This window comes from Streptomyces sp. NPDC079141, from assembly GCF_040686775.1.
Lineage (GTDB): Bacteria > Actinomycetota > Actinomycetes > Streptomycetales > Streptomycetaceae > Streptomyces.
Map to the genome: position 1 here is coordinate 362,482 of NZ_JBFBLP010000003.1, position 22,848 is coordinate 385,329.

General features: G+C 72.2%; 23 protein-coding genes. 12 read left to right on the forward strand and 11 right to left on the reverse strand.

Translation table 11 applies throughout. The annotated features are described in order from the left end of the window. Positions 1-7 precede the first annotated feature (7 nt). Both AB0Q90_RS11350 and AB0Q90_RS11355 read left to right on the forward strand, forming a co-directional pair. Positions 8-1,555 carry a DUF6519 domain-containing protein gene (locus AB0Q90_RS11350; protein WP_363160439.1) on the forward strand — a complete coding sequence of 516 codons (1,548 nt, stop codon included), beginning with the start codon at positions 8-10 and terminating at the stop codon, positions 1,553-1,555. Beyond that, positions 1,555-2,442, forward strand: a complete 888-nt coding sequence (locus AB0Q90_RS11355; RefSeq protein WP_363160440.1) for a peptidoglycan-binding protein — start codon at positions 1,555-1,557, stop codon at positions 2,440-2,442. Before AB0Q90_RS11350 ends, AB0Q90_RS11355 begins: the two co-directional genes overlap by 1 nt. 1 nt (position 2,443) lies before the next feature. On the opposite strand, the gene paaK is transcribed toward AB0Q90_RS11355, so the two are convergent. Next, entirely contained in the window at positions 2,444-3,757 is a 1,314-nt protein-coding gene (gene paaK / locus AB0Q90_RS11360) for a phenylacetate--CoA ligase PaaK (RefSeq protein ID WP_363160441.1), read from the reverse strand. Further along, the gene (gene paaI, locus AB0Q90_RS11365) at positions 3,754-4,167 is read right to left on the reverse strand and encodes a hydroxyphenylacetyl-CoA thioesterase PaaI (RefSeq protein ID WP_363160442.1); all 414 of its coding nucleotides are present in this window, start codon (positions 4,165-4,167) and stop codon (positions 3,754-3,756) included. Before paaI ends, paaK begins: the two co-directional genes overlap by 4 nt. Before the next feature lie 184 nt (positions 4,168-4,351). Between paaI and paaA the strand changes: the two genes are divergently transcribed. From paaA to paaE, 5 genes are read left to right on the forward strand one after another with little or no spacing between them, the layout of a single operon-like run. Next, complete coding sequence (gene paaA / locus AB0Q90_RS11370) at positions 4,352-5,320, forward strand: 1,2-phenylacetyl-CoA epoxidase subunit PaaA (RefSeq protein WP_363160443.1); 969 nt, start codon at positions 4,352-4,354, stop codon at positions 5,318-5,320. After that, entirely contained in the window at positions 5,317-5,604 is a 288-nt protein-coding gene (paaB, locus tag AB0Q90_RS11375) for a 1,2-phenylacetyl-CoA epoxidase subunit PaaB (RefSeq protein ID WP_363160444.1), read from the forward strand. Before paaA ends, paaB begins: the two co-directional genes overlap by 4 nt. Before the next feature lie 9 nt (positions 5,605-5,613). Further along, on the forward strand, positions 5,614-6,441 hold the full coding sequence (gene paaC, locus AB0Q90_RS11380) for a 1,2-phenylacetyl-CoA epoxidase subunit PaaC (RefSeq protein ID WP_363160445.1): 828 nt from the start codon (positions 5,614-5,616) through the stop codon (positions 6,439-6,441). Beyond that, positions 6,435-6,932 (forward strand): 1,2-phenylacetyl-CoA epoxidase subunit PaaD, encoded by a 498-nt coding sequence (gene paaD / locus AB0Q90_RS11385; RefSeq protein ID WP_363160446.1) that lies wholly within the window; start codon positions 6,435-6,437, stop codon positions 6,930-6,932. The genes paaC and paaD overlap by 7 nt, the downstream gene beginning before the upstream one ends. Continuing rightward, complete coding sequence (gene paaE / locus AB0Q90_RS11390; RefSeq protein WP_363160447.1) at positions 6,932-8,038, forward strand: 1,2-phenylacetyl-CoA epoxidase subunit PaaE; 1,107 nt, start codon at positions 6,932-6,934, stop codon at positions 8,036-8,038. Before paaD ends, paaE begins: the two co-directional genes overlap by 1 nt. A 142-nt stretch (positions 8,039-8,180) precedes the next feature. Here paaE and AB0Q90_RS11395 read toward each other — a convergent pair whose 3' ends face one another. Then, a complete protein-coding gene (locus AB0Q90_RS11395) occupies positions 8,181-10,349 on the reverse strand; it encodes a TerD family protein (RefSeq protein ID WP_363160448.1) in 2,169 nt (722 codons plus the stop codon). A 139-nt stretch (positions 10,350-10,488) separates the two neighbouring features. On the opposite strand from AB0Q90_RS11395, the gene AB0Q90_RS11400 reads away from it, so the two are divergent. After that, positions 10,489-11,409: a Dyp-type peroxidase gene (locus AB0Q90_RS11400; protein ID WP_363160449.1), complete on the forward strand. Its 921-nt coding sequence runs from the start codon at positions 10,489-10,491 to the stop codon at positions 11,407-11,409. A 103-nt stretch (positions 11,410-11,512) separates the two neighbouring features. Beyond that, on the forward strand, positions 11,513-14,446 hold the full coding sequence (locus AB0Q90_RS11405; RefSeq protein WP_363160450.1) for an NACHT domain-containing protein: 2,934 nt from the start codon (positions 11,513-11,515) through the stop codon (positions 14,444-14,446). Here the strand turns inward: AB0Q90_RS11405 and AB0Q90_RS11410 are convergent. Continuing rightward, the gene (locus AB0Q90_RS11410) at positions 14,403-14,798 is read right to left on the reverse strand and encodes a DUF5997 family protein (protein ID WP_363160451.1); all 396 of its coding nucleotides are present in this window, start codon (positions 14,796-14,798) and stop codon (positions 14,403-14,405) included. The genes AB0Q90_RS11405 and AB0Q90_RS11410 overlap by 44 nt on opposite strands. A gap of 57 nt (positions 14,799-14,855) precedes the next feature. On the opposite strand from AB0Q90_RS11410, the gene AB0Q90_RS11415 reads away from it, so the two are divergent. Continuing rightward, positions 14,856-15,674 (forward strand): LysR family substrate-binding domain-containing protein, encoded by an 819-nt coding sequence (locus tag AB0Q90_RS11415; RefSeq protein ID WP_363160452.1) that lies wholly within the window; start codon positions 14,856-14,858, stop codon positions 15,672-15,674. 36 nt (positions 15,675-15,710) lie between these two features. Here AB0Q90_RS11415 and AB0Q90_RS11420 read toward each other — a convergent pair whose 3' ends face one another. Then, complete coding sequence (locus tag AB0Q90_RS11420; protein ID WP_363160453.1) at positions 15,711-16,040, reverse strand: TfoX/Sxy family protein; 330 nt, start codon at positions 16,038-16,040, stop codon at positions 15,711-15,713. 8 nt (positions 16,041-16,048) lie between these two features. Then, on the reverse strand, positions 16,049-16,492 hold the full coding sequence (locus AB0Q90_RS11425) for an SRPBCC family protein (RefSeq protein WP_363160454.1): 444 nt from the start codon (positions 16,490-16,492) through the stop codon (positions 16,049-16,051). Positions 16,493-16,604: 112 nt separating this feature from the next. On the opposite strand from AB0Q90_RS11425, the gene AB0Q90_RS11430 reads away from it, so the two are divergent. Beyond that, entirely contained in the window at positions 16,605-17,339 is a 735-nt protein-coding gene (locus AB0Q90_RS11430) for a flavodoxin family protein (protein WP_363160455.1), read from the forward strand. A gap of 6 nt (positions 17,340-17,345) precedes the next feature. Here the strand turns inward: AB0Q90_RS11430 and AB0Q90_RS11435 are convergent, their stop codons facing one another. From AB0Q90_RS11435 to AB0Q90_RS11450, 4 genes are all read right to left on the reverse strand, one after another. Further along, the gene (locus AB0Q90_RS11435) at positions 17,346-18,128 is read right to left on the reverse strand and encodes a hypothetical protein (protein WP_363160456.1); all 783 of its coding nucleotides are present in this window, start codon (positions 18,126-18,128) and stop codon (positions 17,346-17,348) included. A gap of 8 nt (positions 18,129-18,136) precedes the next feature. Next, positions 18,137-18,886 carry a hypothetical protein gene (locus AB0Q90_RS11440; RefSeq protein WP_363160457.1) on the reverse strand — a complete coding sequence of 250 codons (750 nt, stop codon included), beginning with the start codon at positions 18,884-18,886 and terminating at the stop codon, positions 18,137-18,139. A 98-nt stretch (positions 18,887-18,984) separates the two neighbouring features. Next, a complete protein-coding gene (locus tag AB0Q90_RS11445) occupies positions 18,985-19,671 on the reverse strand; it encodes an HAD family phosphatase (RefSeq protein WP_363160458.1) in 687 nt (228 codons plus the stop codon). A 20-nt stretch (positions 19,672-19,691) separates the two neighbouring features. Beyond that, complete coding sequence (locus AB0Q90_RS11450) at positions 19,692-20,168, reverse strand: Lrp/AsnC family transcriptional regulator (protein WP_363160653.1); 477 nt, start codon at positions 20,166-20,168, stop codon at positions 19,692-19,694. 196 nt (positions 20,169-20,364) lie between these two features. On the opposite strand from AB0Q90_RS11450, the gene AB0Q90_RS11455 reads away from it, so the two are divergent. After that, positions 20,365-21,858 carry an FUSC family protein gene (locus AB0Q90_RS11455; protein WP_363160459.1) on the forward strand — a complete coding sequence of 498 codons (1,494 nt, stop codon included), beginning with the start codon at positions 20,365-20,367 and terminating at the stop codon, positions 21,856-21,858. On the opposite strand, the gene AB0Q90_RS11460 is transcribed toward AB0Q90_RS11455, so the two are convergent. Beyond that, positions 21,838-22,788, reverse strand: coding sequence for a LysR family transcriptional regulator (locus tag AB0Q90_RS11460; RefSeq protein ID WP_363160460.1), 951 nt, complete (start codon positions 22,786-22,788; stop codon positions 21,838-21,840). The genes AB0Q90_RS11455 and AB0Q90_RS11460 overlap by 21 nt on opposite strands. Positions 22,789-22,848: the final 60 nt, after the last annotated feature.

A 22,848-nucleotide genomic window follows, 5' to 3' on the forward strand; every position in this document is an offset into this window, starting at 1 on the left:
CCCCTACATGCACGCTGATCTCTCCCGCCTCACGTTCCGCCCGGAACGGCACTACTCGGCGGTCATCGCCCAGCAGGGCCGCGTCCAGCTCGACGCCGACGCCAACGAGCAGACCGCGATCCAGCTCCACCAGGCCCGCACGATCGCCGCCGACCTCATCGGCCGGCACGGTGGGCCGCGCGACGCGGCCGGCTTCCGTATCGAGTACGTGGGCGGACGGCACGAGATCGACACCCTGTACATCCACGGCGGCCGCTACTACGTCGACGGCATCCTGTGCGACGCGGACCGCCCCGCCCCCGGCGTGCCGGTGCCCGACGAGGACGCCGAGGAGCAGGAGAGCGCCGAGCCGCCCGCGTACTGGACGTACTGGGACCAGCCCGACGCCTACCGTGACCCGGAGAAGCCCGGTGACCGGCTGCCCTCGCCCGCCCAGGCGCCGTTCGTCGTCTACCTGAAGGTGTGGGAGCGCTCGGTGAGCGCGGCCGAGGACCCCGCCCTGCGCGAGGTCGCGCTCGGCGCCGCCCTGCCCGACACGGCCGCCCGCGCCAAGGTGGTCTGGCAGGTGCTGCCGCTGTCGCTGGCCGCGCTGGACATCGAGGACGCCGAGCCGTCCAAGGAGGTCGTGCGCGCCGCCTTCGACAAGTGGGCCGTCCGTCAGGCCGCCCCCTCCGCCCGGCTCGCCGCCCGCAGCGAGCGCCCCGACCACGCCGACGAGGACCCCTGCCTGGTCAGGCCGGACGCCCGCTACCGCGGCCCGGAGAACCAGCTGTACCGGGTCGAGGTCCACGAGGGCGGCGCGGCGAAGGACGCCACCTTCAAGTGGTCCCGGGAGAACGGCTCGGTGGTCTTCCCCGTCGACGAACTCGACGGCACCTGGGTGCAGTTGGCCTCCCTCGGCCACGACGACAAGCTCGACCTCGACGTCGGCGACCTGGTCGAGCTCACCGACACCGCCTACGCCTCCCGCCTGGAGCCGCTGCCGCTGCTGCGCGTCGAGGAACTGGACCTGCCCGGCCGACGCGTCCGCCTGTCCGCCGAGCCGGAGCCGGGTGTCGGCCGTCTGGCCCACCTGAACCCGTTCCTGCGCCGCTGGGACCACCACGAGGGCCCGAAGCGCAAGGGCCGCACAACCGCCTTGCGCGGCGGGGCCGTTCCGGTCGCGGAGGGGGAGTGGCTGCCCCTGGAGGACGGCGTCGAGGTGTACTTCGCCAAGGACGCCACCTACCGCACCGGCGACCACTGGATCATCCCGGCCCGCACCGCCACCGGCAGCGTCGAGTGGCCCACCGACCCCGCCCGGCGCCCGCTGCTCCGGGCACCGGCCGGCATCGCCCGCCACTTCGCCCCGCTCGCCCTGGTCAAGGGCGAGTACGGCGCCGTCGACCTGCGCCTCGCCTTCGGCCCGCTGGCCAGCAGCGTCCCGGCGGCGGACGAGGCGACGCTCGCGGCGGAGGAACAGGCACGCCGTGAGGAACAGGCCGCGGAGGACCCCTCCGCCGGCCGGTCGCAGACCACCGCCGAGGCGGAGGCCGCAGCGGAAGGAGACGAGTGATGGCCAAGCCCCTGAGCGCCTCCAAGATGGTGGAGATCCTGCGCGCCGAAGGCCTGACGGTCCACGAGGTACGCAACTGGCGCACCCACAACCGCAATTCCAAGGGCCCCTGGGGCCCGGTGAACGGCGTGATGATCCACCACACCGTCACCTCCGGCACCAGCGCCTCGGTCGACATCTGCTACGACGGCTACTCCGGCCTGCCCGGGCCGCTGTGCCACGGCGTCATCGACAAGAAGGGCCACATTCACCTCGTCGGCAACGGCCGCGCCAACCACGCCGGGCTCGGCGACAGCGACGTGCTGCGCGCCGTGGTCAACGAGTCGCGGCTGCCCGCCGACAACGAGGCCGACACCGACGGCAACCGGCACTTCTACGGTTTTGAGTGCATCAACCTCGGCGACGGCCGGGACCCGTGGCCGGAGGCGCAGAAGGAGGCCATCGAGAAGGTAGCGGCGGCGATCTGCCGGCACCACGGCTGGAGCGAGCGGTCCGTCATCGGCCACAAGGAGTGGCAGCCGGGCAAGACCGACCCGCGCGGCTTCACCATGGACGGCATGCGCCGGCGCATCGCCGACCGGCTGGGCGGCAGGGCGCCGGAGCCCTCGCCCGATCCGAAGCCGGCGCCGCCGAAGCCGTCGTACGAGCCCTTCCCGGGCAGCGGCTTCTTCCATATCGGCCAGAAGTCGCCGATCATCACGGCGATGGGCCGTCGGCTGGTCGCCGAGGGCTGCGGACGCTACGAGGAGGGCCCCGGTCCGCAGTGGACCGAGGCCGACCGCCGCTCCTACGCCGCCTGGCAGCAGAAGCTGGGCTTCAAGGGCAAGGACGCGGACGGCCTCCCCGGCCAGGTGAGCTGGCAGAAGCTGAAGGTGCCGAACGCCTGAGTCAGCCCCGGCGGAGATCCTTGACCCGCTTGAGCTTGCCGAGCGAGCGCTCCAGGGTCTCCGGGTCGACGATCTCCACCTCCACGCTCACCCCGACGCCGTCCTTCACTCCCTGGGCGATCGCCCCGGCGGCCGCCGCCCGCTGCCCGGGACCGGCGTCGGGGCGGGCCTCGACGCGGACGGTCATGTGGTCCATACGGCCGCGCCGGGAGAGCTCGATCTGGAAGTGCGGGGCGACGGCCGGGGTGCGCAGCACGATCTCCTCGATCTGCGTCGGGAAGACGTTCACCCCACGCAGGATGATCATGTCGTCGCAGCGGCCGGTGACCTTCTGCATCCGGCGGAAGGCGGGGCGGGCGGTGCCCGGCAGCAGCCGGGTCAGATCGCGGGTGCGGTACCGGATGATCGGCAGGGCTTCCTTGGTGAGCGAGGTGAACACCACCTCGCCCTCCTCGCCCTCCGCCATGATCTCGTCCGTGACCGGGTCGACCACCTCGGGGTAGAAGTGGTCCTCCCACACGTGCAGCCCGTCCTTGGTCTCCACGCACTCCTGCGCCACACCCGGGCCGATCACCTCGGACAGCCCGTATATGTCGACGGCGTGGATCGCCGTGCGCTCCTCGATCTCCCGGCGCATCTCCTCCGTCCAGGGCTCGGCGCCGAAGATGCCCACCTTCAGCGAGGTCTCGCGCGGGTCGACGCCCTGCTTCTCGAACTCGTCGAGCAGGGTGAGCATGTAGGACGGGGTGACCATGATGATCTCGGGCCGGAAGTCCTGGATGATCTGCACCTGGCGTGCGGTCATGCCGCCGGAGGCCGGGATCACCGTGCAGCCGGCCCGTTCGGCGCCGTAGTGCGCGCCGAGTCCGCCGGTGAACAGGCCGTAGCCGTAGGAGACATGCACCTTGTGGCCGGGGCGGCCGCCCGCGGCGCGGATGGAGCGGGCCACCACGTCCGCCCACATCGACAGGTCGTTGTCCGTGTAACCGACGACCGTGGGGCGGCCGGTGGTGCCGCTGGACGCGTGCACGCGCCGGACCTGGTCCATCGGCACGGCGAACATGCCGAACGGGTAGGTGTCCCTGAGGTCGGCCTTGGTGGTGAAGGGGAACCGGGCGAGGTCCGCCAGGGAGCGGCAGTCGTCGGGGGTGACGCCCGCCTCGTCGAACTTCTTGCGGTACAGCTCGACGTGGTCGTAGGCGTGCCGCAACGTGGCGCGGAGCCGGTCGAGTTGGAGTTCCCGGAGCTGCTCACGGGTGAGCTTCTCGCCGTCGTCCCGCAGATCGTGGGGGAGGGGCTCGCCCAGGTTGCTCATCGCGACTCCTTCGTCATGTCCCCGACCGTGCGGCTACGGCCCCGGAACTCCGCTATCACCTCGTCGCCGCGCCGCACACTCACGTCGTAGATACCACTGCGGCCGAACCGGGTCCGCTCCTCGGCGCGCGCCACGAGCACGTCCCCCTCGTACGCGGGGGCGACGAAGGTGATGTCGGCGCCGGCCGCGACGGTCACCGGGCCGTGGCTGTTGCAGGCGCAGGCGAAGGCGGTGTCGGCCAGCAGGAAGACATAGCCGCCGTGGGCGATGCCGTGTCCGTTCACCATCGCCGGGGTCACGGTCATGTGGAGTACGGCGCTGCCCTCGCCGTGCTCCAGCAGCTCGATCCCGAGACCCCGGGAGGCCTCGTCCGCGGCGAACATCGCCTCGGCGGGATGTGTCGTGGGCATCTCCACCACCTCGTGCACCTCGCGTCCCAACCGACCATTCGGTCTGCATTCGGCTCCTGGCCAAACAATCAGCCGGGCCACGGCCTGTCAAGGGTGGGCCCGGGTTCGCGCAGGGGCCTTGCCGGGTGCGCGAAAACGCGTCACACTGGTACCGAACGAATGGTCGGTTGGGAAGCTGGTGCAGATGACCACGACACACTCCGCCGAGGCCGCGCCCCCGGACGAACTCCAGGAGCACTTCGACGCGACGATCGCGCGCGACCAGCGGATCGAGCCGCGGGACTGGATGCCGGACGGCTACCGCAAGACACTGGTCCGGCAGATCGCGCAGCACGCCCACTCGGAGATCATCGGGATGCAGCCCGAGGGGGAGTGGATCACCAAGGCGCCCTCGCTGCGCCGCAAGGCGATCCTGTTCGCCAAGGTGCAGGACGAGGCCGGACACGGGCTGTACCTGTACTCGGCGGCGGAGACCCTGGGCGCCGACCGCGCAGACCTGACCGCGCGCCTGATCGAGGGCCGCCAGAAGTACTCGTCGATCTTCAACTACCCGACGCTGAGCTTCGCCGACGTCGGCGTGATCGGCTGGTTCGTGGACGGCGCGGCGATCTGCAACCAGGTGCCCCTGTGCCGCAGCTCCTACGGCCCCTACGCGCGCGCGATGGTGCGAATCTGCAAGGAGGAGTCCTTCCATCAACGGCAGGGCTACGAACTGCTGATGACGATGATGCGCGGCACCGAGGCCCAGCGCGAGATGGTGCAGGACGCGGTGAACCGCTGGTGGTGGCCGTCCCTGATGATGTTCGGCCCGCCCGACGACGCCTCCCCCAACTCCGCGCAGTCGATGGCCTGGAAGATCAAGCGGCACAGCAACGACGAACTGCGCCGCCGCTTCGTCGACATGACCGTCCCGCAGGCCGACAAGCTCGGCGTGACCCTGCCCGACCCGGAGCTGAAGTGGAACGCCGAGCGCGGCCACCACGACTTCGGCACCCCGGACTGGGACGAGCTGATGCGGGTCATCAAGGGCGGCGGACCGTGCAACGACCAGCGGATGGAACGGCGCAGGAGCGCCCACGAGGAAGGCGCCTGGGTGCGCGAGGCGGCCACCGCCCACGCGGCCAAGCGGGCCCGGAAGGAACCGGCGGCATGAGCAACACCGACTGGCCTCTGTACGAGGTCTTCGTGCGCGGCAAGCGCGGACTGAACCACGTCCACGTCGGCTCGCTGCACGCCGCGGACGACGCGATGGCCCTCACCCACGCACGCGACCTCTACACCCGGCGCAACGAGGGCGTGTCGATCTGGGTGGTGCGCTCCGAGCACATCGCCGCCTCCACCCGCGACGAGAAGGACCCCTTCTTCGCGCCCAGCGCCGACAAGGTCTACCGCCATCCGACCTTCTACGACATCCCCGACGATGTCCCGCACATTTAGGAGCCGGGGATGAGTGAGGACCACGTCTACCTGACCCTCGCCGAGGGCCACGAGGACGACACCCGCTGGGCCTACGGCACCGGCTTCGAGGACCCGCTGCACGGCGTCGACACGACCGTGCCCAAGGGCGTCGACGCCGGTGAACTGGCCGCGGACTGCATCGCGCTGGCCGACGACGCCCTGGTCTCGGCCCAGCGCCTCGCCGAGTGGATCACCCGCGCCCCGGAGCTGGAGGAGGAGGTCGCCCTCGCCAACATCGGCCTCGACCTGCTCGGCCAGGCGCGCCTGCTCTACACCCGCGCAGGCCAGGCCGATGGCACCAGCCGCGACGAGGACGCCTACGCCTACTTCCGCGACCCCGCCGACTTTCGCAACGTACGCCTGGCCGAACTGCCCAACGGCGACTTCGCGTTCTCCATCGTGCGGCTGCTGGTCCTGTCCAGCTGGCGCCTCGCCCACTTCGAACGCCTCGCCGCTCACCCCGACCCGGTGCTCGCCGCCGTCGCCGCCAAGGGCGTCAAGGAACTGACGTACCACCGGCAGTACGCCGCCGAGTGGGCGGTGCGCCTGGGCGACGGCACCGAGGAGTCGCACCGCCGGATGCGCAAGGCCGTCGAGCAGGTCGGCCCCTACCTGGGCGAGCTGTTCACCGCCCACGACGTACGCGGCGAGGTCGTCGCGGTGCTGAAGCAGGTCACCGAGGCGGCCGGGCTGCCGATGCCGGTGTACCGGCCGTCCCCCGGCTCCGGCCGCGACGGCGAGCACACCGAGCATCTCGCGCCGCTGCTGGCCGAGTTGCAGAGCGTGGCCCGCGCCCACCCGGAGGCGACATGGTGACCACCCTGCTCGACGCGCGGCGCCTCGCCGAGGAGGTGCCCGACCCCGAGCTGCCCATGCTGACGCTGGCCGACCTCGGCGTGCTGCGCGGCGTCGAGGAGACCGACGACGGCACGGTGGTCGTGAGCCTGACCCCCACCTACTCGGGGTGCCCCGCCATGGCCGAGATGCGCGCGGACGTCGCCGCCCGGCTGCGCGACGCCGGGTACCCGCGCGTGGAGATCCGTACCGTCCTCAGCCCGCCGTGGACCAGCGACTGGATCACCCCGGCCGGCCGCCGCAAGCTCGCCGAGTACGGCATTGCCCCGCCCGGCGCCGCACCCCGCGGCCCGGTCCCGCTCACGCTGTCCCCGACCCGGCGCACGGTGCCGTGCCCGCGCTGCGGCTCGGCGGACACCGAGGAGACCTCCCGGTTCGCCGCCACGTCCTGCAAGGCGCTGTGGCGCTGCCGCGCCTGCCGTGAGCCGTTCGAGTACGTCAAGGAGATCTGATGGCCCCGACCGCCCCGGCCCAGGCCGTGCAGCCGCGCCCGCGCCGCCGCCCGGTCTTCCACCCCCTGCGGGTCGCCGCGGTGCAGCCGCTGTGCGAGGACGCCGCCGCCGTCAGCTTCGACATCCCGCCCGAGCTGGCCGAGGAGTTCACGTTCGCGCCCGGCCAGTCCCTCACCCTGCGGCGCGAGATCGACGGCCGGGACGAGCGCCGCTCGTACTCGATCTGCTCGCCCGCCGGATCGACCCCGCGCATCGGCGTGCGCGTCGTGCCGGGCGGCCTGTTCTCGTCGTGGCTCGTGAACGACGTACGCCCCGGCGAGACGGTCGAAGTGCTGGCCCCCACCGGCAACTTCACCCCGGACCTGACCACCCCCGGCCACCATGTGCTGATCGCGGCGGGCTCCGGCATCACGCCCATGGTCTCCATCGCCGAGTCCGTCCTGGCCGCCGACTCCCGCTCCACGGTCACCCTCTTCTACGGCAACCGGCGCACCGGCACGGTGATGTTCGCCGACGAACTCGCCGACCTGAAGGACCTCTACCCGAGCCGCTTCCAGCTCGCCCACGTCCTGTCCCGCGAACCCCGCGAGGCCGAGGTGCTCTCCGGCCGGCTCGACGCCGACCGCCTCTCGGCCCTCGTCGACGCCCTGGTCGACGTGCGGAGCGCAGACCACTGGTGGCTGTGCGGACCGCACGGCATGGTCCGCGACGCCCAGCGGGTCCTCGCCGACCTCGGTGTCCCGGGCGACCGCGTCCACCAGGAGCTGTTCTACGCCGACGACGAACCCGTCCGGGAGGTGCACCACACGGAGGCCGGGCCGACCGGACCCGTCAGCCAGGTCACCGTCGTCCTCGACGGCCGCTCCACCACCTCGCCCCTGCCCAGGGAGCGCACCATCCTCGACGGCGCCCAACGCACCCGCCCCGACCTGCCGTTCGCCTGCAAGGGCGGCGTCTGCGGCACCTGCCGCGCCCTGGTCACCGACGGCAAGGCCGAGATGCGCCGCAACTTCGCCCTCGAAGATGCCGAGGTCGAGGCGGGATACGTGCTGACCTGCCAGTCGTACCCGGTCTCCGAGACGTTGACGGTCGACTACGACAGCTGAAAAAGGCTCCGGCCGCCCCGCGAAGTGCGGGGCGGCCGGAGCCTGACGGCGAGGAGAGCGAAGGGACTAATTCAGTGAAGACGTTTTCACGTCAAGTGAGAAGGAAGCCCCTTCATGGCCTCGCCACGGCTCACGCTACCAGTCACTCCGGGATCAGGTCGCGCAGATTTTCGGGGGTCACGACCCGCGAGTCGGGGTGCAGCCCCTCGGGCCGCTGGAAACCGATGAAGGTGACCGGACCGTCCGGGACGGTCCTGCCGTTCCACTCCGTCACCATGTCGTCGCCGGCCATCAGCTCCGTCAGATAGCTCACCGTCAGCGGCCGGCGCTCGACGATCCCGCGCAGCAGCGTCGCCACCGACACCCGGTTGCCCTCGACCTGGTTGTGCGTCGGCGTGCCCCGCAGATACAGGTGCAGCCACCTGGCATGCCACCGCCCGTCCTCCCCGCGCACGAAGGCGAGCGGCAGCGCCACCCGGCCCGGCCCCCGCAGCTCGGACTTCATCCGCACGGTCCGCGGCTCGAACGGCCGCCCCTTCTGCTCGCCCTCGCGCAGCATGAACCCGAAGAACGACTCCTCGGCCTCCTCGAAGCCCTCCCCGGAGTAGATGTTGACCTGCGGCACCACGAACGTGCCGCGCACGGCCCCCAGACGCAGGTTGATGAACTCCGAGGCGCCCTGCGGGGCGTTGGTGATGTCGCCCGAGTGCTCCCCGTCCACGGCACTGAGGTTGGTGTACGACAGCCAGGAGACGGTCGCGTAGTCGGCGTCCAGCATCAGCGCCGACAGGTCGTAGTCGGTGACCTGCCGCGTCTGCTTCCAGTACACGAAGAACCGCAGCAGCTCGCCCTCGACCGGTGTGACGGAACCGCGCGGCAGCACACCGAGCCCGGCCGTGGTCGCCCGTCCGCTGAGCGGCAGCGCGACGTCGAGGATGTCCGGGTCGACCAGGAGAGGGCCGGGCTCCGGCAGCCGACGGCGGATCTCGGCATCGAGCGCGGCGATCAGCCGGAGTCGCTCCGGCGTCGGCACGGTCGCACGCCCGTCGTCGGTCACCCAGGCCCGGCCGAGCCGGTTGACGAACACCCGCCGCCCGCCCGCCTCTTCGACCCGGTTGTACAGATGCTCACGCACCGACAGCACGACCCGGCCCGACACCTGCGGGGCGACCGCCTCGGCGGCGGCCACCACGGCGTCCCGCTCCTCCTGCGTACCGCACACGCGCAGCAGCCGGTCCAGGGCGCGGAACAGCCGTCCCGGCGCGCCCTTGAGCAGCTCCGCCGCCCCGCTGACGTCCTGCGCCGCGAGCAGCTCCTCCAGTCGGCCGTCGAAGGACGGCGCCTTCCGCTCGCCGCGCGCGACCGCGAACACCTCAGCGGCCTGGGGCCACTTCGGGTACTCGTGCGGGTGCAGCCGCTCGCCGAGCCGCTTCCACGCCTCACGGTGCACGGGTACGTCGGCCAGCTTGGCGGGCGCCTGCGCGACCACCGAGTCCAGGCCCGCGAGCAGCGCGCGCCGCGCCGGACGGGACAGCGCCCGGAAGCGGGTCGGCTCCTGCAGCGTGACATCGCCGTCCGACAGCGCGCAGGCCAGCCGCAGCACGTCGGTGACCGTGTCCAGCAGCAGACCGGCCCCGGCCGCCAGCCGGGCCCGGTTGACGACCGCCCGGTTCTCCCGCACCGGAATCGTCTCGGGCTGCGGCCCGTCGGCGCAGGTCCCGGCGAGCACGGCGAGGTCGGCGAGGTGCTCCTCGCCCAGCGGGGTGGTGGACCCCGCCAGCGCCAGATACAGGCCGGTGACCTCCTCGTCGAGCGAGGCGCCCGGGTGCAGCAGGGTCACCCGGTCACCGGCCGCGGGGATCAGCTCGTCGTGGGCGGCCAGCATCTCCTCGTACGTGTGCTGGTAGCGGCCGTACGACGGCAGCGTGAGGAGGTTCACCACCCCGGTGCTCAGCTGGGCGAGGATGTCGGGGCGCACGGACTCGTCGGCGAGGGCCTCGGTGATGCAGTCCCGCCAGAAGTCCAGCGTGTCCGGCACGTTGGCCGGGAAGTCGACGAAGTACACGTTGTGCCGCACGTGGTCGCCGACCAGCTCGCGGACGGTGGCCAGCGTGCGCACGGCGGTGTCCACGACCGTGTCCTCGGACAGCCCCGACAGTCGTTCCAGCAGTTGCGCCGACAGCTTGAAGCCCACCGACATCAGCGCCGCGTCGAACTGCCGCGCGGCGACGGCCCCTTGCCCCGCGGGACCGGTGGGGGAGGGGATCCGGTGGGTGTGTCGGACGACCAGGGATTCCAGGCTGTGCTGCATACCGGGATGATCCCAGGATCGTACGTGTGTCCGCATTCGGGTTTTGGCGGCGGCCGTCGGCGGGCATCGTTCGCGATGCGGCCGGGCAGCGTGGCGAGGACGGCGCGGCCGTCATGTCGGTGCAGGGCGGGAGGGTGTCATGCCGTCGTCGATACGACCGCAGCCGGTGGTGGGCTTACCGGCCTCCAGCGCGGTGTTCCTGGTGGCCACGGTCGAGCCCGGCGGCGAGGAGGCGGTGCGTGAACTGCTCGCCGGGCTCGCGGGGTTGGTCCGCGCCATCGGGTTCCCGCACCCCGACGCGGGGCTCAGCTGCGTCGCCGGCGTCGGATCGGCCGCCTGGGACCGGCTGTTCGGCCGCCCGAGGCCCGTCGAGCTGCATCCCTTCCGGGAGCTCTCGGGCCCCCGGCACCGCGCCGTGTCCACCCCGGGCGATCTGCTCCTCCACATCCGCGCGGCCCGCCCGGACCTGTGCTTCGCCCTCGCCACGGAGATCCTCAAGTCCCTGCGCGGCGCGGTCACCGTCCAGGACGAGGTGCAGGCGTTCTCCTACCTCGACGCGCGCAACCTCCTGGGCTTCGTCGACGGCACCGAGAACCCGATCGGCGCGGACGCCGTGGACGCGGCGCTGATCGACGGCGGGGATCCGGCCTTCCGCGGCGGCAGTTACGCCATCGTGCAGAAGTACCTGCACGACGTCGACGCCTGGGAGGCCCTCGCCGTCGAGGCGCAGGAGAAGGTGATCGGCCGCTCCAAGCTCACCAACCTCGACCTCGACGTGCCCGGTTCGCACGCCGACGTGAACACCGTCACCGGCCCGGACGGCGAGGAACGGGAGATCCTGCGCGCCGCGATGCCCTTCGGCAGGCCCGGACACGGCGAGTTCGGCACCTACTTCATCGCCTACGCCCACACGCCCGACGTCATCGAGACGATGCTGCGCCGGATGTTCCTCGGCTCCCCGCACAATGCGCCCGACCCGATCCTCGACTTCTCCCGGGCCGTCACCGGAACCCTGTTCTTCGTGCCGTCCGCCGACTTCCTGGACTCCCTCAAGAGCTGACACCCGGCGCGCTGGGTGCGCATGCTCGGCGCGCGATTTCCGTTCCGCCGGCGCACATCCGCTGGGACAATGCTCCCCACCAGCGGGGACGGGGGCGCGGCTGATGAGGCACTGGCGGCGCGGGTTGTGGGCGGGAGCGGTGCTGGCCACCGGTGCCCTGGTGGCGGTCACCGTACGCGACGGAAGTCTGGAGGCCACGGGCCCGCTGCTGTCGGTGCTGGGGTTCTTCGTCTCCCTCGCCGGGCTCCTCCTCAACACGGTCCGGCCCACGGCCGCGGCTACGGCCGACGCACAGGCAGACCGCTCCGCCGACGCCCTCGCCACGGCCGTACAGGCGCAGTGGCGGGAGGAGTGGCGGCTGCGGCGGCTCCAGGATCCCGAGCCGCTCGCCGTGCGCTGGGCTCCCGCGCAGGCCTGGCTGTCCGACCTCGACGGGGCCATCGGCTGGCCGCCCAGGGACGGTCAGCGGCCCGACCTGGGAGGACAACTCCCCGAGATCACCCAGGTGTTCGGCTATGTGCCCTCGCGACGCCTGGTCGTCCTCGGCGCGCCGGGCAGCGGCAAGACGGTCCTCGCCGTGCGCTTCACCCTCGACCTGCTCGACCGCCGCGGCGCCGAGGACCCGGTACCGGTGGTCTTCCAGACCTCCACCTGGCAGCCGGACCGCCAGAGCCTGCACGACTGGCTCGCCGACCGCCTCATCGTCAACTACCCCACCCTGGCGGCCGAGGGCGCCTCAGGAGCCGTCGCGGCCAGGGAACTGGTCACCTCCGGCCGGATCCTGCCCGTCCTCGACGGCCTCGACGAGATGCCCCCACCGCTGCGCACCGCCGCCGTCCGCCGCCTCAACGCCGAACTCGACACGGGCGCCCCGCTGTTGCTGACCTGCCGTAGCGCCGTCTACGCCGAGGTCGTCGAGGCCGGCGACGTCCTCACCGCGGCCGCGGTCGTCGAACTCCAGCCGCTCGGCTTCGACGAGGCAGCCGACTTCCTGCTCCGCACCGCCCGCCCCGTCCGCGGACCCGCCGGCGAACGCGCCACCGCCTGGGACCCCGTCCTCGCCCACGTCCGCCTGCACCCCGACGCCCCCGTCTCCCGCTGCCTGCGCGAGGTCCTCAGCCTGCCGCTGATGGTCGCCATGGCCCGAGCCGTCTACGGCGACACCGGCGCCGACCCCGCCGAACTCCTGCACCGCCCCGAACTCGCCACCCCGGCCACGCTGGAGCAGCACCTGCTGGACGCGTTCGTACCCGCGTCGTTCCGCACGTCGGAGCGCTGGGACAGCGAGGACGCCGTGCACTGGCTGCGCTTCCTCGCCCGGCATCTGGAGCGGCGGCAGTCGCGTGACCTGGCCTGGTGGGAATTGCCCAGGGCGCTGCCCGGAGCGCTGGACGCGGTGGGGCCGCTGCTGCTGCTCGGCGCGGCCGCCGAACTGGTCTGTCTCGTCGGCTGGACGGCGGCGGGCTGGGATCCCGGAAGCTTCATCGTGGTCGCCGCGGTCTGCGTCGGCCTGTGCGCCGGGCACATGGCCCTGTCCCACGAGGGCGCCGGACCGGTGCGCAGACTGCTGCTGCCGCTCGCCTGTGTCATCCCGCTGGGCGTCATCATCGGCGCGTTCCAGCCGCTGACCTGGGATCCCTACGTCCAGGAAATCTTCGTCGGCCTGAACGGGCTCGTCGGCCAACTCGCGGGGGGCGCCCTGTACGGCGTGTCGGTGGCCATCACGCTCGCCGCCATCGGCCTCACCGGTGCCCCCACACCGGCCATGATGCCGTTCCCGGTGCTGCGCAGCAGCCCCTACGGCCGCTGGGTCTGGAGAGCCGTGTGCGGACTCACGGCAGGTTGGCTCGTGTACGTCGTCACCGGTCTGCTCGTACAGGGCTACGGACCGGGCCCACTGGTCGCCGCCGTGGGCGCCGGGGCCCTCGCCGCCTACGTCGTCCGTGGCGAGGGCGCCGACCAGGTCCGGTCGGGGGAGCGCCGTCACCGGCGGCGGGGGAACGGACACGCCCGCAGATTCGCGCGGGCCCTCGCCCGGGGGCTCGCCACGGGAATGCTCGCCGGAACGGTGCTCGGCCTGGCCTTCGCACTGGCCGAGGGCGGCACCGCGAGCAGCCGGGCGGCGTTGCGCTCCGAGTTCCCGGTCCCCGGCCCCGTCCAGCGGACAGCCGACGGCGGACGTCACGTCGTGGCGGACGACGGCACCCGGTACGGCATACGCCCCGACGGGATCAGATACGTCAAGCCGGGCGAGCCGCTCCACGGGGCCGTGGTGGAGGGCACCGACCCCGGCGACGTGACCTTCCTGATGGTGAACAGCGGCAGGCCGGCGGAGGCATGCGAGGGGGAGGAGGGACGGTGCCGCCCGCTGACCGCGGCCGTCGAACTGTCCGTGAACTCCGACTTCTTTCTGATCGCGCGTCTGCCCGACGGCCGTTCCGCCGTGGCGTACTACGTGGACGACGGCGAGGTCGAGGACCGCCACTGGGACTGGATGGCCCGGCAGGACGACGACGACCCGATGGGAGTCGCCCTGGAGTTCGGACTCACGGTCGGACTCGGACTGGGCATCGTGGCCGGGGTCGCCGCGGGACTGCACCGCTGGCTCGGCGCGCCCGTCGACATCGCCCGCACCCCGAGTCCCCTGGCCAGTCTGCGCACGGACCGGGAGACCGGGATCGTGCGCGGCGTCCTGACCACGTTCGTGGGTCTCTTCGCCGCCGCCCTGCTGTTCGTCCCGCGGCTCGACTCGGGGTACGTCGCCTCGCTCGTCTTCCTGCCGACCGGCCTGGTCACCCTCGCCCTCACCGCCTGGGGCCGGCTGCTCACCGCCCGCCTGTGGCTGTGCACGGCGGGTCGGCTGCCCTGGCGGCTGATGGCTTTCCTCGCCGAGGCCCACCGGCGCGGCGTGCTCCGGCAGGCGGGCGCGGTCTACCAGTTCCGGCACGCCCGGCTGCAGGAGCGGCTCGCGGCGCCGCCGGAGGAGGCGGAGGTCAGGAGTCCTGCCGGGCCGCCTGTTCGGCCTGCTGCTTCTTGATGCGGGCCGTCTCCTTGCGGACCTCGGCCTGCGTGGCGCGCTCCTTCTGGAGCCACTCGGGCTGCTCCTGCTTCAGCGCCTCGATCTGCTCGGTGGTGAGCGCCTCGGTGACCCCGCCGCGGGCCAGGCCCGAGATGGACACGCCGAGCTTCGCCGCGACCACCGGACGGGGGTGCGGGCCGGTGCGCCGCAGCTCGCGCAGCCACTCGGGCGGGTCCGTCTGGAGCGCGTTCAACTCGGCGCGGGAGACGACACCCTCGCGGAACTCGGCGGGGGTGGCATCGAGGTACACACCCAGCTTCTTGGCCGCGGTGGCGGGCTTCATCGTCTGGGCGGTCTGGTGCTGCGTCATGTGTCAAGGGTATCGACCGGATGAACGGCCGCCGACCACGGCCGGTAACCTGGCCAGGTGACATGCTCGGAAGTACCCCCTTCGTTCCGGCTCGCGTACGTCCCGGGAGTGACACCCTCGAAGTGGGTGCGGATCTGGAACGAGCGCTACCCCGAGGTCCCCCTGGAGCTGCTCGCGGTCACCGCCGCCGAGGCGCCCGAGGTGCTGCGGGACGGCGGCGCCGACGCCGGATTCGTCCGGCTGCCGGTCGACCGTACGGTCTTCAGCGCGATCCCCCTCTACACCGAGGCCACGGTCGTGATCGTCCCCAAGGACCACGCCGTCGCGGCCGTCGACGAGCTCTCCACGGAGGATCTGGCCGACGAGGTCGTCTTCCACCCGCTGGACGACGTCATGGGCTGGGAGCAGCCGCCCGGCGAGCCCGGATTCGAGCGCCCCGCCACCACCGCGGACGCCGTCGAGCTGGTCGCGGCGGGCGTCGGCCTGCTCGTCGTCCCCCAGTCGCTGGCCCGTCTGCACCACCGCAAGGACCTCACCTACCGGACCCTGGTGGACGCCCCCCAGTCGAGCATCGCGCTGTCCTGGCCGGAGGAGGCCACCACCGACCTCGTCGAGGACTTCATCGGCGTCGTCCGGGGCCGCACGGTGAACAGCACCCGCGGCCGCACCCCCACCGAGCCCAAGACCGCGGACCAGCCCCGGCGCAAGCCCACCGCCGCCAAGGGGCAGCAGCGGTCCGGAGGCGGCGGCGCGGTCAAGGGCCGTGGGTCGGCCAAGGGCGGCGGCTCGGGCAAGAGCGCCGGATCGGCCAGGAGCGGCGGCTCGACCAAGGGCTCAGGGGCCCGCCGGGGCGGCAAGCCCCGCCGCCGCGGCTAGGCAGGCTCCCCGCTCACTCGGGCGGCAGCCCCGCGCTCACTTCGGCGGCAGCCCCGCCGCGAACGCGTGCCCCTCGTCCACCCAGTCGCCGAGCGCGTCGTCCTGGGCGAGGGCGGCCCCGGCGACCAGGATCCAGCCGCGCATCGGGCGGCCGGTCATGTCGAACACCCGTGTGCCCGGCCGGGCCAGTGCCGCGTCCGTGGCCTCGGGGCCGACCCGGACCATGAGGTCCTCGCCGGAGACGCCGACAGCCATGTTCCCCTCCACCAGGAACGCCAGCCCGCCGAACATCCGCTTCTCGGTGATCCCCGGACGTGCTCCGAGCCGCTCCCGTACGCGCTGGGCGAGCCCTTCGTCGTAGGCCATGCCGCTGCTCATTCCATGAGTCGGAGTTCCAGGTCGCGCAGGTCCTTGCCCAGGGAGGAGCGGACCTGGCGGGCCAGGAGCGGTGCCGCAAGGCGGTAGAAGCCGCCGGAACCGCCCTGGACGCGGATGCGGGCGAGGGTACCGTGCGGGTGCGGTGCGAAGGCGTAGGTGACGTGCATCGGCAGCGGGCCCGCCACGGACACCATGTCGAGCAGCCCGGGCGGGTCGTAGGCCGCCACGCGCAGGACGTAGTCGATGCGCCGGCCGAGGAAGTACGCCGTACGGGTGACCTCGGCGCCCACACCGAAGCCGCCCGCGTCGGCCTCGCGCGTCAGCTCCGCCGTACGGATGCCCTGGGTCCAGTCGGCGTCGTGGCGCCAGTCCATGGCATAGGCGGCCACCTGCTCCGGCGGGAGCGGGACGACCCGTTCCACGGTCACGTCGATCGTCATGGTGCTTCCAGGATCCTCGCGTCGGGCGGCGGGCGCGCGGTGGGTCGCAACGGGACAGACGGGCCGTCACGCGAGACGCTGCTCCCGACCGCCCCGCGCGAAGGAGCCCGACATGACCGCAGCGAACCCCTCCTCCGACGACGCCTACCGCTTCGACGACCTGACCGCCCTGTTCATCAACTGCACGCTCAAGCCGTCACCCCAGCAGAGCCACACCCAGGGACTGATCGACAAGAGCGCGGACATCATGATGTCGCGCGGCGTCACCACATCCGAGATCCGGGCCGTCGACCACGACCTCGCCCCCGGCGTCTACCCCGACATGACCGAGCACGGCTTCGCGGCGGACGAGTGGCCGGCGCTCTACGAGCAGGTCATGGCCGCCGACATCCTGGTGATCGCCGGGCCGATCTGGCTGGGCGACAACAGCTCGGTCACGAAGAAGGTGATCGAGCGGCTCTACAGCTGCTCGGGGCTGCTCAACTCCGCGGGCCAGTACGCCTATTACGGCCGGGTCGGCGGCTGTCTGATCACCGGCAACGAGGACGGCGTGAAGCACTGCGCGATGAACGTCCTCTACAGCCTCCAGCACCTCGGCTACACCATCCCGCCGCAGGCGGACGCCGGCTGGATCGGCCCGGCCGGGCCCGGACCGTCGTACCTGGACCCGGGCTCGGGCGGCCCGGAGAACGACTTCACCAACCGCAACACCACGTTCATGACCTGGAACCTGATGCACCTCGCCGCCATGCTCAAGCGCGCCAAGGGCGTCCCCGCCCACGGCAACCAGCGCTCCGAGTGGGACGCCGGCTGCCGTTTGGACGCCCCCAACCCGGACTACCGCTGAGGGGGTTCAGTCCGCGGCGACCCCGGGAATCTCCTTGGCCACCTTGTTCAGCGGGCCGATGAGCAGCCACAGCACGGCCAGGCAGAGCAACGCGCCGCTCCAGGCTCCCCGCAGACCCGACAGCCATGGCACCACGAGCAGGAAGGGGAATCCGTAGACCGCCAGCCACCCCACGGCACCGCGCACGGTCCAGCAGTCCTCGCTGTCGGCTCCCAGGCCGACGGACAGACCGCCGATGATCCCGCCCATGAGCCCGGTCATGAACAGACCGAACGCGGTGGCCGGCCACCGCGCCGTACGGAACCACCACTCCGCGTCCTCGGGGGACGACAAGGCCCCCAGCGCCAGCACGAGTGCGGCGATCGGGATGCCCATGAGCACCAGGTTCGCGATCCGCAGGGTGTTCCACAGCCACTCGGGGTCCCCGTACCCGCCCGGATCCAGCCCGGCCACCGGCGGCGGCTCACTGCCCGCGTCTGCGATCATGCCGCGCCGCAGCCACCGGGTGGCCCACCCCAGCAGTACCGCCCACAGCACCCCGCACCCCAGCGCCGCACCGCCGACCGCCACGGCCACGCGCTGGCCCGCCGCGTCGGGGTGCCACCACAGCAGCGCCCCGGCCAGCCATCCCAGCAGCACGGCGGCGCCCGCGGCGAGCCGGGCCGACAGAACGAACCACAGCCCGGTCCGCCGCGCGCGGGCACCGCGGGAGTGCAGCCGCTCGACCTGCCAGAGGCGGACCAACTCACCGCGCTCGCGCTTCTGTTTCCGCTTCCGTTTCAGCTTCACGCCAAGGGTCACCACAACACCCCGAAGCACATCACCCCACCGATGACCAGCCAGAACGCGGTGCCGACGTAGAGGACGACCAGCTTGCCCAGGAGGAACGGCAGCCACATCGCGTGCGCCGCGCGTTCGGGCTTGTGCGGGTCGTAGGCGAGCTGGGTGCGCGGCATCCTGCGCCGGCAGGTGTAGGTGTGCCGTAGACCGTCGGTGTCCGTGTACTCGTAGACCACGGACTTCTTGCCCTCCGTGCCGATCGCGTGGGCGAGGACCGTGATGCCGCGCCGGCGCAGGACGATCCGCCGGAAGGTGTCCTGGACGGCGGTGAACAGACCGGCCAGGCCGAGCCCGAGGGGCAGCAGACCGAGGACGACACCGAGGACGCGCGCGCCGTGCTCGGTGGCGACCCAGACGGCATAGCCGAGATAGGCCAGCGGTACCGCGGCGAGGAGGGCCAGCAGCGGCCAGACGCGCTCACGCGGCTTGCCGGCACTGGCGACCAGGGCGCTGCCCGCCGGATCCCGGTGCTCGGGCAGGGCGGCGGTCAGGGCCGCGGCGAAGGCCGCGGTGGCGGTCGGATTGCCGCCCTCGACGCGGTGGGTCACGCCGTCGGTGAGCACGATCTCGACGGCCCGCCCCTCGACGGCACGGACCTCACGGACCGCGGCGAGCGGGATGTCGACGCGCTGATCGGAGCGGTCGAGGTGGACGGCGTCGGCGTCGAACGCCGCGGAGACCCCCCGACCGTTGAGTATCTGGGACACGCAGGCATGACCACCGAGATCGGCTCAGGGTTGTCCCGGATCAGGAGGGAAATTTCAGCACCCGTCGAGAGGAATGTCAGTACCCGTCGAACGGAACGTCAGGCCCCGTCGAAGAGCCACTCGTACGCCGCCCGCGCCGTGAACTCCTCCTGCCCGCCGCGCAGTAGGAGCCCGGCGGTCGCGAACTCGGGGGCGTCGGCCTGGGCGGCGACGTACGGGATCGCGATGCAGCGCATACCGGCCGCGTGCGCTGCGGCGGCGCCCGGTGCCGCGTCCTCCAGCACCACGCAGTCGGCCGGTGCCGCCCCGAGCCGGCGGGCCGCCTCCAGGAACACGTCGGGCGCGGGCTTGCCGTGCTCGACCTCGTCGGCCGAGACGACGGTCCGCAACTGCGCGTCCAGACCGGTGCCGGCCAGCACCGCGGCGATGGCCTCCCGCGAGGAGCCCGACGCCACGGCCATCGGAACGTTCCCGGTGGCCAGCAGCTCCACGAACTTCCGCATCTCCGGGTACGCGCGCGTGGCGGCCCGGGCCAGTTCGAGATAGCGGCGGTTCTTGGCGGCGAGCAGCTCCTCCACCGAGGCCGGCAGACCGTAGCGCGCCTTCCAGGCGGTGACCGTCTCCAGCGTGCTGATGCCGACGTAGCGCTCGTGCTCGGCCCAGGTGAAGTCCGGGACGCCGTGCTCGGCGAGAAGCTGCCGGCCGGCTTCGTAGTAGTTCGGTTCGCTGTCCACGAGCGTTCCGTCGAGATCGAAGATGACTGCGAGGCGGCCGGGATTGCTCATGGCGTCCAGGATGCCAACGTTCACTTCCGGGCCGTGCGGCCCACCGACTCCACCAGTGGCAGCAGCCGGTGCGCGACCCGTTCGCGCAGCGCGACCTCGGTACGGGTGCGGACGACACCGGGCAGGCTGATCAGTTTCTGGATCACGTCCTCCAGATGGGCGTTGTCCCGCGCCACGACCCGGGTCAGCAGATCACCGCCGCCCGTGATCGAGAAGGCCTCGACGATCTCCGGTACGGCGGCCAGGGCGTCGCCCACGTCGTCGAGATGGCCCTGGGTGACCTCGATGTGCACGAACGCGAGCACCGGGTGGCCGAGGGCGGCGGGGGACAGCGAGGGACCCGTTCCGGTGATCACGCCGTCCCGTTCCAGCCGGTCGAGCCGGGCCTGGAGGGTGCCGCGGGCGATCCCGAGAACGCGGGCGTACTCGCGCACGCTGGTGCGCGGCTGCTCCAGCAGCAGCCGCAGGATGCGGGTGTCCAGCTCGTCCACGGCCATCGGGCCGACCTCCTCGTGCATGGTCCGTTGGCCTCCCGGTGGGCGACGCAGGACCCGATCCTCTGTGCCAATGGCCCAGCATATTCGACCCGACTTGAGCCAGCAGCCGGACTGATGCTGCAATGAAACCGTCGATGGCGCTGCGGACCCCGCGGCGCCTTTTTCATGCCATGTCTGTCGATGGGGGCGCGAAGCAGTGCTGAAGAGGGTGTTCATGGCTCCGGACCCGGGCCGCGTACGGCTGCGCTTCGCCGTGCGTGCCGTGCTCGGGATCGGGCTCGCGGTCGTGGTCTGCGGCCTCGCCGGACACTCCCTCGTCGGCGCCGTCACCGGCGGCCTCGCCGCGCTGCTCGCCCTGTTCACGGTCACCGACTCCACGGTGCGCGGGCAGGCGGTCACCACCGCGCTGCTGCCGCTGGTCGGCCTGCCCGTGCTCGCCGCGGCGGCCGGACTCCACGACCACCCGCTCGCCCGCGACCTCACCTTCCTCGCGGTCGTCGGCGCGGGCGTGTACGCGCGCCGCTGGGGTCCGCGCGGCCACAGCCTGGGCGTCTTCGCGTTCATGACCTTCTTCGTGGCGCAGTTCCTCCAGGCCACCCCGCCCCAGCTCCCCGAGCTCTACGCCGCCGTCCTCCTCTCCCTCCTCGTGGCCTCCGCGGTCCGCTTCGGCCTGTGGTGCTACGAGCGCCGCCTGCCCCCGGCCGCCGTCCCCGCGCCGCCGGGCGGCACCGGCCTGGCCCGAGTGACCACGCGCCAGGCCGTCCAGGCGACCGCCGGCGCCGGCTTCGCCCTGGTCGTCGGCCAGCTGGTCTCGGGGGAGCGCTGGTACTGGGCCGTAGGCGCCACCTGGTGGGTCTTCGTCAACACCACCTCCCGCGGCGAGACCCTGGTCCGCGGCTTCCGCCGGGTCCTCGGCACGGTGATCGGCATAGCCCTGGGCCTGCTGATAGCGGTCCCCCTGCAGGGCGCCACGATCCCATCAGCCGCCATACTCACCGCCTGCGTCTTCGGCATCTTCTACACGGCAGCGGTGTCCTACACGTGGATGATGCTCTGCGTAACCATCCTCGCCGAGCTCCTCTACGGCCTTCTCGGCGTCCTCGATCCCGCCCTGCTGGCGCTGCGCCTGGCGGAGACCGGCGTGGGCGCGCTCGGCGCCGTCCTGGCCGTACTCTTCGTGCTCCCCGTGACCACCCACGCGGTGACCGACGCCTGGATCCAGCGGGCCCTGCGCTGCGTCCACGCGGCCACCGCCGAGGCAGCGGCCCGCCTGTCCGGCTCCACGACCGCGGACCCCGCCTCCAGAGTGGCCGAACTCGAACAACTACTGGCCCGCGTCCGCCTCTCCGTCGCCCCCCTGGTCCACCCACTGAACCCGATGCGACGCCGTAAGCACCGCGCCCGCCAGGTCCTCACCCTCCTCGACGACTGCGCCCGCGAGATCCGTGGCCTCGTGACCGTGGCCGCCGACCCCATCGCCTCCCACGACGCCCGCCTCGCCGCCGCGTGCTGGCGAGTGGAAGCGGCGGTGGAAGCCCTCACGGGCGGCCCGGAGACGTTCACTGTCACGACCGCACAGCCCCCCGTCACGGAACCGGCCCTGACCCACCTGCACAGCCTGGAACAGGCCCTCACCGAACTGGCCACACCACTGCGGACTCCGTCGGGGTCACGGTTGGTGGGCGCCTGACGTCATCGGACGTGCTCCGTGCTGGGGCTGTGCGTTGGCGGACTTCTCCGTACAGCTGCGGGCGACGGTATCGGCGAAGACCCGGGCGAGCGGGGTGAGGGAGTCCCAGCGGCGGACAGCCCAGCCGACCGGGAGCGGGGGCAGATCGGGGATGGGGACAAGGCGGAGGGGACCGTCACCGGGTACCTCCCAGCCGGGCAGAACGGGCACGACGGCGTGGCCGAGCCCGAGCTCCGCCAGCAGGAGGGCGGTGTCCCAGTCGGCGACGCTGGTGTCGGAGCTGCTTCGGACACCGAGTTCGGCGAACGCGGCGTCAAGGCGGGCGCCTGAGGTGGAGTTCTGAGGGAGTCGGATGAGGCTGATGTCGCTGAATTCGGCTGTGTTGACACAGGGCCGGCCCGCGAGCGGATCGTCGGCGCGGACAGCCAGTACCCAGGGCAGGGCGACGACGGGGCGCTGCTCGATACCGCGCACTGGGCCGCCGATCGTGACCCAGGCGAGGTCCAGGTTGCCGGCGGTGAGGGCGTCGAAGCAGTTGCGGCTGGAGGTCTCTGTCCGGAACTCCAGACTGACCTTCGGGTAGCGCTGCCGGAAGGCGACGATGGCCTCGGACATGAAGTGCCGCACGGTTGTTCCGCCCGTGGTGACGCGCACGGAGCCGCTGTCGCCGTTGACGAGGTCCCCGAGACGCCGCAGGGCCAGATCCAGTCCGGCGATGCTGTCCGCGGCGGCGTCGCACAGGACGCGCCCCGCGTGTGTGGGCACGACGCCTCGTGGCTGGCGCTCCAGGAGGCTCACACCGGCCTCTCGCTCCAACCGCTTCACATGCTGGCTCACCGCTGACTGCGTGCAGTTCAGCTCCCGGGCGACGGCGCTGAGGCTTCCCGCTCTGCACACGGCCACGAAGATGCGCAGGTCCTCCAAAGTCATAACCCCTAGCTATAGCTTGGGTATAGCTAGAAATCCATAGGATTGACTGGGGTTACGGGA